Raw genomic sequence first — 10104 nt, forward strand, 5'->3', positions numbered from 1 at the left:
ATGGGTGTGACTGGGCCGTCCCGGTGTCCGGGCTGTGACGAACCGCTCGAGGCGGGGGACAATTTCTGCGGGCGGTGCGGCGCCGGACTTCTGGCGCCCGCCGCACCGTCGGCGTACGGCGCTCCGCCCGCGCCCGGCGCGGCCGTACCGCCCCCGCCGCCTCCCGGGCCGCCCCCGGCGCCCGCACCGGCCGCGCGTACCGGTCCGGCCGGGCCGCCGCCTCCGGACCCGCAGGCCCGGCTCCCGTACGAGGACGCCGACGTGCCACCGATGCCGGGCCACCCGCCGCTGGCCGACACCCCGCCGCCCGCGGACCCGCGGGTCGCCGGATACGAGGCGGTCGCCGACGCGGCAGCGGCCGGGGCCGGCACGCCCTCCGGGGTGCCCGCCGCGGAGCCCGGTGCACCCGCGCCCGAGCCGGTGGCGCCCGCCGCGCCGGAAGGCCCGTCCGGCGCCGCCGGGACACCCGCCCGGGGCACCGTCGTCTGCACCGCCTGCCGGTCCGGCGCCGTGGACGCCGAGGGCTACTGCACACACTGCGGTCACGCCCGGCCGCGCGCCCGCGACCACATGGAGTACGAGGTGGGCGGCATCGCAGCGGTCAGCGACCGGGGCCACCGGCACCACCGCAACGAGGACTTCTTCGCGCTCGGGGCCGCCGCGCTGCCGGACGGCACCCCCGCGGTGGTTGCCGTGGTCTGCGACGGGGTCTCCTCGGCGACCCGCCCCGACGAGGCGTCCACGGCGGCGTCCGAGGCCGCCGGGGAGGCGCTGCGGGCGTCCCTGCCGCGCGGTACCCACCCCGCGCAGGCCATGCACGACGCCATCCTGGCGGCCTCCTCGGCGGTCGACGCACTCGCCACCGACCCGTCCCTGGCCCATGACGAGCACCGCCAGCAGAACGCCCCGGCCTGCACCTTCGTCGGTGCGGTGGTCGGCGGCGGCCTGCTGACCGTCGGCTGGGTCGGCGACAGCCGCGCCTACTGGATCCCCAACGACCGTACGGCGCCGCCCGCCCGGCTCACCGAGGACGACTCCTGGGCCGCCCAGATGGTCGCCAACAACCTGATGTCCGAGGCCGAGGCGAACGCCGATGAGCGGGCGCACGCCATCACCGGCTGGCTCGGCGCGGACGCCTACGAGGTCGAGCCGCACACCGCGACGTTCAAGCCGGACGGGCCCGGTGTCGTGGTGGTGTGCACCGACGGGCTGTGGAACTACGCCGAGACCGCGGAGCAGATGGCCGCGGTGCTGCCGTACGACGCCCCCGCCAGGCCGCTGAACGGTGCCCGCACCCTGGTCACCCACGCCCTCGACGGCGGCGGGCACGACAACGTCACCGTGGCGCTGGTGCCGTTCCCCGCACCCGCGGGGCAGCCGGCCCCGGCCTGACCGGCGCACCGCCGACGGGCGGGGCGGGGGTGCGCGGCGCACCCCCGCCCGTACGCCGCCGCGCGCGCCGCGCCGTGTACGACGCACCACGTGTACCGACCGACCGGTTACGGCGTCACAAGGAGCGGAACGGATGGCCAACTTCGCCAAGTCCCGGGTGCCGCGTTTCTCCGCCGAGGTGTACCAGAACCCCTATCTCCCCGAGGGCGGGCGGGAGGTCCACGCCATCATCACGGTCACCGCGACCGGCGGCGGCACGACCGGGGGCCGGCCGGTGCCGGCGGCGGGTACCGGCGGGCCGGCCGCCGGTGTAGTGATCATGGTGGACCGTTCCGGTTCGATGGACCATCCGCCGGCGAAGCTGCGCGGCGCCCGGGAGGCGACGGCCGCCGCCCTCGACACCGTGCGCGACGGGGTCCGCTTCGCGGTGGTGGCCGGAAACCACCGGGCCGTCGAGGTCTACCCCGGCGGCGGCCGGCTGGCCGTGGCCGCGGCGGCCACGCGTGCGCAGGCGAAGGAGGCGCTGCGCACCCTGCCCGCGGGCGGCGGCACGGCCATCGGCAGCTGGCTGCGGCTGACCGGCCGGCTGCTGGCGTCCGCCGAGCTCGGTATCCGGCACGCGCTCCTGCTCACCGACGGCCGCAACGAGCACGAGTCACCGCGGGAGCTGCGGGCCGCCCTGGACGCCTGCTCCGGGGCGTTCACCTGCGATGCCCGCGGTGTCGGCACGGACTGGGAGGTCAAGGAGGTCACCGCGGTCGCCGCGGCGCTGCTGGGCACCGCCGATATCGTCGCCGATCCGGCCGGGCTGGCCGCCGACTTCACGCGGATGATGGAGACGGCGATGGGCAAGGAGATCGCCGACGTCGGCCTGCGGCTGTGGACACCGCTGGGCGCCGAGACCGTGTTCATCCGGCAAGTGGCACCCTCCGTGGCGGATTTGACCGGCCGGCGCCGGGAGTCCGGTCCGCGGTCGGCGGACTACCCGACCGGCTCCTGGGGCGACGAGTCCCGCGACTATCACCTCTGCCTCCGGGTACCGGCCGCCGAAGTCGGCCGGGAAATGCTGGCCGGCCGGGTCTCGTTGATCACTTCCGCACCGGACGGCGACCCCGCGCAGCGCCCGCCGCGGCCCCTGTCGCAGGGCCTCGTACGGGCCGTGTGGACGGACGATGTGGCCGCCGCCACGGCGATCCATCCGCAGGTGGCGCACTACACCGGCCAGGCGGAACTGGCCCAGGCCATCCAACAGGGGCTCGATGCGCGCAAGTCGGGCGATACCGATGGAGCGGCGGCGAAACTGGGCCGCGCGGTACAACTGGCCGGTGCCTCGGGGAACGAGGGGACTGCGAAACTCCTTGCGAAGGTGGTGGACGTCGTCGATACGGCGACCGGTACTGTGCGACTGAAGGCGAAGGTCGCCGAGGCGGACGAGATGACTCTCGAAACGCGCTCGACGAAAACCGTTCGCATGAAGAAATAGCCACGAACAGTACCGAGCGGCACCACCGAAAGAAATCGGTACGGAGGGGGAAGAACCGACATGCCGACCTGCCCGAGCGGCCACCAGTCGGTGGCCGAAGACTGGTGCGAGGTGTGCGGCCAGCGGATGGCGGGCGCTGTCCCCCCGCCGCCCTCCCTGCCTGCCGGTTTCCTGAACACACCGCCGCCCGGCCAGCCCACCGGCCAGCCCGGACCGCCGCCGGGACAGCCCGGTCCGCCGCCCGGTGGCCCCGGCCCCGACTTCGGCGGCCCCGGCACGCAGGGCGGCCAGGGCGGCTATGGCTTCCCGCCGCCGCAGCCCGGCCCCCAGGGCGGCCCCGGCGCTCCCGGCCCCGACTTCGGTGGCCCCGGAGCGCCCGGCCCCGGCCCGCAGGGCGGCCAGGGCGGTTACGGCTTCCCGCCACCGCAGCCCCAGCAGCCCCAGCCCCCGCAGCAGCAGGGCATGCCCGGCGGTCCCGGCCCGTCCGGTCAGCCGGAGATCTGCCCGCAGTGCGGTACGCCGCGTGAGGCGATGGCGCCGTTCTGCGAGGGGTGCCGCTACAACTTCCTCACCAACTCCCCGACGTCCTACGCCCCGCCCGGCCAGCAGCCGGGTCCGCCGCCTGCTGGGCCCGGCCCCGACTTCGGCGGCCCCGGCACGCAGGGCGGCCAGGGCGGCTATGGTTTCCCGCCGCCGCAGCCCGGCCCCCAGGGCGGCCCCGGCGCTCCCGGCTCCGACTTCGGCGGCCCCGGAGCGCCCGGCCCCGGCCCGCAGGGCGGCCAGGGCGGATACGGCTTCCCGCCACCGCAGCCCCAGCCCCCACAGCAGCAGGGCATGCCCGGCGGCCCCGGCCCCGGCGGCTTCCCCGACCAGCCCGGCCCCGGCGGCTTCCCGCCCGGCCCGCCCCCCGGCATGCCCGGCCCCGGCCCGCAGGGCGGCCCGCCGCAGCAGGGCGGCGACGACTGGACGCTGAACCCGCCGAGCGCCCAGGCCGCTCCCCCGCCGATGGCGCCCGCGCCGCCCGGCCCGGGCCCGCAGGCCCCGTTCGAGCAGCAGCCGCCCGCGCCGTTCCCGCCGCAGCAGCCGGGACCGTACGAGCAGCAGCCCCCGTTCGAGCAGCAGCCTCCCTACGGGCAGCAACAGCAGCAGCCTCCGTACGAGCAGCAGCCCGGCCCGTACGAGCAGCAGCAGATGCCGCCGCAACAGCAGCCCGGACCGGACCAGCAGTGGAACGACGGCCTCGGCCAGGGGCCCGCGGCACCGCCGCAGGGTCCGGCGCCGGTCGTCGGCACCGGCTGGGTGGTGGCGGTCGCGCCGGACCGTGAGTACTTCATGGCGATGATGGGCCGCAGCGGCCCGGAGGCGGCGGGGCTCAACCTGCCCTCGTACTCCCCCGAGCAGGTGCTGCCGCTCGCCAACGGCCAGATCGCGGTCGGCCGCCGCCGCAACAGCACCGGCGAGTCCCCGGACATCGATCTGGGCAGCGCGCCGGAGGACCCGGGCGTCTCGCACCAGCACGCGCTGCTGGTGCAGCAGCAGGACGGCAGCTGGGCAGTGGTGGACCAGAACTCCACCAACGGCACGACGATCAACCTCGCCGAGGACCCGATCCAGCCCTATGTGCCGGTGCCGCTCCATGAGGGCGACCGGGTACATGTCGGCGCCTGGACGACGATGACCGTCCGCCGCGGCTGAGCCACCACCGGTCGTGAGCGACCCCGGGGCGTGATCAACCGATCACGCCCCGGCGGCATTTCCGGCCGCGGCCTACGACCGGAGTCCTCCGCCGGGGCGTCTGCCACCATGGACGGGTGAACAAGATTCCACGCGGCACGCTCGAGGAGCAGACCTTCTACGAACAGGTCGGAGGCGAGGAGACCTTCCGGCGCCTGGTGCACCGCTTCTACCAGGGAGTCGCCGAGGACCCGCTGCTGCGGCCGATGTACCCGGAGGAGGACCTCGGTCCGGCCGAGGAGCGGCTCGCGCTCTTCCTCATGCAGTACTGGGGCGGTCCCCGTACGTACAGCGACGGCCGCGGGCACCCCCGGCTGCGGATGCGGCACGCCCCGTTCACCGTCGACCGGGCCGCCCATGACGCCTGGCTGCGGCACATGCGGGACGCGGTGGACTCCCTCGGCCTGTCCGAGAAGCACGAGACCCAGCTGTGGAACTACCTCACCTACGCCGCCGCCTCGATGATCAACGCGGCGGACTGAGAGGCACCTCACACCGCCCCGGGCCGCGCCGGCCGCGGTCGGCGTGCCGCGCCTTCGCCGTCATGATCCGGCCAGGGTTATCCACAGCCCCCTCCGCCGCACCGCGCGTCTGACACCATTCGTTCATCTGTGTGGTGCTGAGCGCGGTAAGGGGGGTCCGTGTCCGGCTTTGTGTTTCTGCGGGTGCGGGCGCACCGTCTGCTGCTGACCGCGGCGCTGCTCTCGGTGCTGCTCTCCACGTCCGTGCTGACGACGCTGGCGGCCTTCTCCGGCGCGATCGGGGACGCGGGGCTGCGGCAGGCGCTGCGGACCCGCGCCGCCCCGGCCGCCGCGTTACAGGTGAAGGCCCAACTGCCCACCGGCTCAAGGGAACCGGCGGACCGGGCGGTCGCCCGGGGCGCCCGGCGGGCCTTCGACGGGCTGCCGTTCACGGTGCGCACCCTGGTCCGCTCCGGGCCGTACGCACTCCCCCGCGCACTGCGGTCGCCGCACGCGCGCACGGGCGAGCCGGATCTCACCCACCTCGCGGCCCTGGACCGCTCCCATCTGACCCTCACCGCCGGCCACTGGCCCGGCCCGGCCTCGCACGGCCGGCTGCCCGTGGCGCTGCCGGAGGCCGCGGCGGCCCGTCTCGGGGTCGCGCCCGGCCGGCGGTTCACCCTCGACAACCGGCTGTCCGGCCCCGCCCGTCTGGCCGTCGAGGTGAGCGGCGTCTACCGGCCCAAGGACCGCGCCGACCCGTACTGGACGCTCGACGACCTCGGCGGGCGCGGGGTGCGCACCGCCGGTTTCACCACGTACGGGCCGCTGCTGACCGATCCGGCGGCGTTCCGCGGCGGGTCCCCGGCCCAGGACACGGTGGGCTGGCTCGCCACCGCCGACTTCCGCTCGCTGACCGCGGACCGGCTGGCCCCGCTGGCGGCCGCGGCGGGTCCGGCGCCCAAGGCACTGATGGCCGATCCGGCGTTCGCGGGCCGGGCCACCGCCACCACCGATCTGCCCGACGCGCTGGGGCAGTTACGGCGGGCGCTGCTGGTGAACCGTTCGACGATCCTGATCGTCGCGCTGCAACTGATCCTGCTCGCGGGCTACGCACTGCTGCTGGTCGCCCGGATGCTGCGCACCGAGCGGGCGGGCGAGACGGCGCTGCTGCGGGCCCGCGGCGGCTCCCGGCGGCGGATCGCAGGACTGGCGCTGGCCGAGTCGCTGCTGCTGGCCGCCCCGGCCGCGGTCGGCGCGCCGCTGCTGTCCGGCCCGCTGCTGCAACTGCTGTCCGGACGGGGCGCGTTGGCCCGGATCGGGCTGCCGCTGGACACCCGGCTGACCGTGCCGGTCTGGCTGACCGGCATCGGCGTGGCACTGGGCTGCGCCCTCGCGGTGGCCGCGCCCGCGCTGCTGCGGACCGGGGCGGAGGGTCCGCGGCGACGGCGGGTGCGGGCGCTGCCCGGTGCCCCGGGGTCCGCCCCGGCCCGCGCGGCGCTGCGCGCCCGGGGAAGGGCCGGTGCGGACCTCGGGCTGCTGGTGATCGCCGGGGTCGCCTACTGGCAGCTCCAGCGGCAGACTGCGGGCGGCGACGACACCGGCAGCGGGGTGCTGACCGCGGACGCCGCCGGGCAGTTGGGTATCGACCTGGTGCTGGTGGCCGCCCCGGCGCTGGCGCTGCTCGCCGGTACGGTCCTGACGCTGCGGCTGCTGCCGCTCGCCGCCCGGATCGCCGAGCGGGGCGCGGCCGGTGGCCGGGGCCTGACGGCCGCGCTGGCCGGCTGGCAGATCAGCCGCCGCTCGTCCCCCAGCTCCGCACTCCGTTCGGGCAGCGGAGACTCCGTTCGCGGCGCCGGCCCGGTGTTGCTGCTGGTGCTGGCGACCGCCCTGGGCATGCTGGCGATCGGCCAGGGCGCGTCCTGGGACCGTTCGCAGGACGACCAGGCCGACTTCCGCGCGGGCGCGGCGGTGCGCGTACTGGCCGGCCGGACCCCGCCGTTGGGCCAGGGCGGCGCCTACGCGACGGTACCGGGGGTGGCCGCGGCGCTGCCCGCCGGGCTGACCGGCCTGGAGCTGTCGAACGGCCGGCCCTCTGCGCTGCTCGCGCTGGACGCCCGGAAGTCGGCGGGCGCGCTGCTGCTGCGCGGCGATCTGGTGGGCGGCAGCGCGGAGGGCCCACAGGGCCGGGCGGCGGACGGGGTGCTGCGCGCGGTGGCGCCGGCCGGCGGTCCCCCGGCGGGGCTGCAACTGCCGCCCGGCAGCGACCGGTTACGGCTGACCGCCGCGCTGCGCTCGCTGCGGGTGCTGCCGCCGGCGCCCGGCCAGGAGGCCGCCGGGCACGGCACCGGGCCGGTCCCGGCGACCCTCTCCGCCCTGGTCACCGACCGCCACGGCATCCCGTACACCCTGCCGCTCGGCCCGCTCCCGGCCGACGGCGCACCGCACACCCTGAATGCGGACCTCGGCGCCGCGGCCGGTGCCCCGGCGGGCCGCCCGGCCGGTCCACTGCGGCTGACCGGCCTGCTCGTCGCCATGGACCAGTCGCCGGTCGCGCACCGCCAGCGGCTCACCGTCACCACCGTGGCAGCCGCCACCGGCCATGGCCCGCCCCGGCCCCTCACCATGCCCGCCGCCCTCGCCTGGAAGGCGCGGATCACCGATGAGAGCACCTCGGCGGGCGAGCCGCATGGTCCCCGGGCGGGCCGGGCGGGGGTCCCCGGCGGCGGGCTGCTGTCCCAGACGTACGACACCGGCGCCAGGCTGGGCGACTGGGGAGCCGCGGTGACCTCGGTGCGGATCACCGCCGCGCATGCCGCCCGTCCGCCGCTCGCCGCCGTCGCCACCGAGAAGTTCCTGCGTGACAGCGGTTCGCGGACCGGCTCCCTCGTCGAGGTACCGGTCAACGGCCGGCCGCTGAAGGTACGGATCGTCCGGGCGGTGCGGGCGCTGCCGGGTCCGGCGGACGCGCCGGCCACCGGCGGGCTGCTGGTCGACCTCGGCGCCGTCAACGAGGCGCTGTCCGACCGCGGCGCGCCGCCGCTGACCGCCACCGAGTGGTGGCTGCGCCCGCGGCCCGGCGCCGCGGCCGGGGTCGTCGCGGCGCTGCGGGACCGCCCCGACACCGACCCGGGCCAGGTGCTGGTCCGCGACGAGATCGCCGGGCAGCTGCACGACGATCCGCTGGGGCTCGGCCCGCAGACCGCGCTGACCGCGGCGGCCGCGGTCGCGGTGACCCTGGCGGCGGTGGGCTTCGCGGTCGGTGCCGCCGGGTCGGTCCGCGAACGGGCCCGGGAATTCGCCGTGTTGCGAGCCCTGGGGGCGCCGCGTGCGCAGCTGGCCCGGATGATCGTCATCGAACAGGGCGTCCTGATCGCCCTGGCGCTGGCCGTCGGTGCGGCGCTGGGGACGGTGCTGACCCGCGCGGTCGTCCCGCTGATCGTGCTGACCGAGGAGGCGGGCCGCCCGGTGCCGCCCGTAGTGGTGGAGCTGCCGCCGGGCCCGGTCGCCGTGCTGCTCGCGGCGATCGCGGCGGTGCCGCTGCTGGTCGTCGCGGCCATCGGACTGCGTCGCGGCGACCCGGTGCGGGCCCTGCGCGGCCAAGGAGTGCGGTGAGATGACGAGGCATGTCGCAGGGCCGGAGCCCAGGGCCCGTACGGAAGCACGGCCCAGCGGACAGGCCGCGAGCTCCCGCCTGCGGGGTGAGCGCCGGTGAAGGCACCGACCTGGCGGGCCCGGCCGCGTCCGGCGCACGCGGCGGCCCTGGCCCTGGGCGCGCTGGTGCTGGTCACGGCGTTCCTCGCGGCAGCGTTCCCACGAGGCGTGACCGCGTACGAGACGCGGGGCGTGCGCCAGGCGCTCGCCTCGGTACCGCCCGGCCAGCGGACGGTGGAGATCACCGTCTCGCGTTCCGACGTGACCGGCGGCGACCCCGCGGCCGCCTACGCCGCGGACGAGCTCGCCCGCCAGGACCGGGCGCTCCGGGGCCGGTTCCGCGCCCCGCTGCGGATCGACGCGGACGAGTCCCTGCACGGCGTACGCACCACCAAACCGCTGAACGCCCAGGACGCCTGGCTGCCCCGGCCCTACGGTGTCGCTCCCGGCTTCTCGCTGTACGCGGCCGCCGGGCTCGGTGCGCATGCCACGCTCGCCGCGGGCCGGCTGCCGCACGGCGCGGCCCCCGGGAAGCGCACCCTGGAGGCCGCGGTCACGGCCGCCACCGCACGGGCCCTCGGCCTGCACGTCGGCAGCACCCTGCATCTGCCGGACCTGACGGTACGGATCTCCGGGCTGCTCACCCCGCGCGCCCCGGACCGCGCGTACTGGGCCGTGGACCCGCTGATGGCGGCCGCCCACCAGGACACGGCGCCGGGCCCTCCGCCGCAGAGACTCTGGCGCGCCGGTCTGCTGCTGTCCCCGCAGGACGGCCCGGCGCTGCTGCGCACCGAAGGTGAGCCGGAGAAGTTCTGGCGCTACCCGGTCGACGCCCGCACGCTGACCGCCCGGGACGCCCCGCTGCTGCGGGACCGGCTGCTCTCCCTCGAACACGGCGCGGCGCTCGCCGGGTTGCGCACCGTGGCGGGCAGCGGCGCGCTGGCCGACAGCGCAGTGGACGGTCTGCTGGACGCCTTCGCGCGGATGCGGGCGGCGGTCGCACCGGTCATCGCGGTGGCCGCGTACGGCATCGGCACCGTCGCGGGAGTGGTGCTGCTGATGACCGCCGGGCTGACCGCGGCGCGGCGGCGCGCCGAACTGGCCCTGCTGCGGGCCCGTGGTGCGTCCCTGGCCGGGCTGGCCGGGCGGCTGGCGGCGGAGACCGCGGCGGTGGCGCTGCCGGCGGCCGCGGCCGGGGGTGTGCTGGCGCTGCTGCTGGTGCCCGGCGAGCGGGTGCTGCCCTCGCTGCTGGCGGCGGCCGGCACCGGGCTGCTGGGGACGCTCGCGCTGCCGTTGCGGGCGGCGGTCGCGCACCGCCGCCCGCGCCCCGTGGAACGCGCGGACGGGGGGGGGGCACGCCCCCCCCTGATCCGAACCACC

At 77.1% G+C, this 10104-nt stretch carries 5 protein-coding genes and 1 pseudogene; all 6 read left to right on the forward strand.

All coding sequences use genetic code 11. From position 1 onward, the window contains the following. On the forward strand, nt 1-1392 hold the full coding sequence (locus tag AC3EUV_RS35510) for a protein phosphatase 2C domain-containing protein (protein WP_432146667.1): 1392 nt from the start codon (nt 1-3) through the stop codon (nt 1390-1392). A gap of 133 nt (nt 1393-1525) precedes the next feature. Beyond that, nucleotides 1526-2875, forward strand: a complete 1350-nt coding sequence (locus tag AC3EUV_RS35515) for a vWA domain-containing protein (RefSeq protein WP_432146666.1) — start codon at nt 1526-1528, stop codon at nt 2873-2875. A 60-nt stretch (nt 2876-2935) separates the two neighbouring features. Continuing rightward, on the forward strand, nt 2936-4570 hold the full coding sequence (locus AC3EUV_RS35520) for an FHA domain-containing protein (protein ID WP_435604697.1): 1635 nt from the start codon (nt 2936-2938) through the stop codon (nt 4568-4570). A gap of 116 nt (nt 4571-4686) precedes the next feature. Next, the gene (locus AC3EUV_RS35525; protein WP_042154860.1) at nt 4687-5091 is read left to right on the forward strand and encodes a globin; all 405 of its coding nucleotides are present in this window, start codon (nt 4687-4689) and stop codon (nt 5089-5091) included. A 159-nt stretch (nt 5092-5250) separates the two neighbouring features. After that, nucleotides 5251-8685, forward strand: coding sequence for an FtsX-like permease family protein (locus tag AC3EUV_RS35530; RefSeq protein WP_435604698.1), 3435 nt, complete (start codon nt 5251-5253; stop codon nt 8683-8685). Between the two features lie 96 nt (nt 8686-8781). After that, nucleotides 8782-10104: pseudogene (locus AC3EUV_RS35535) on the forward strand (hypothetical protein); the annotation flags it as partial.

It is taken from the genome of Streptomyces sp. bgisy130 (genome assembly GCF_057708345.1).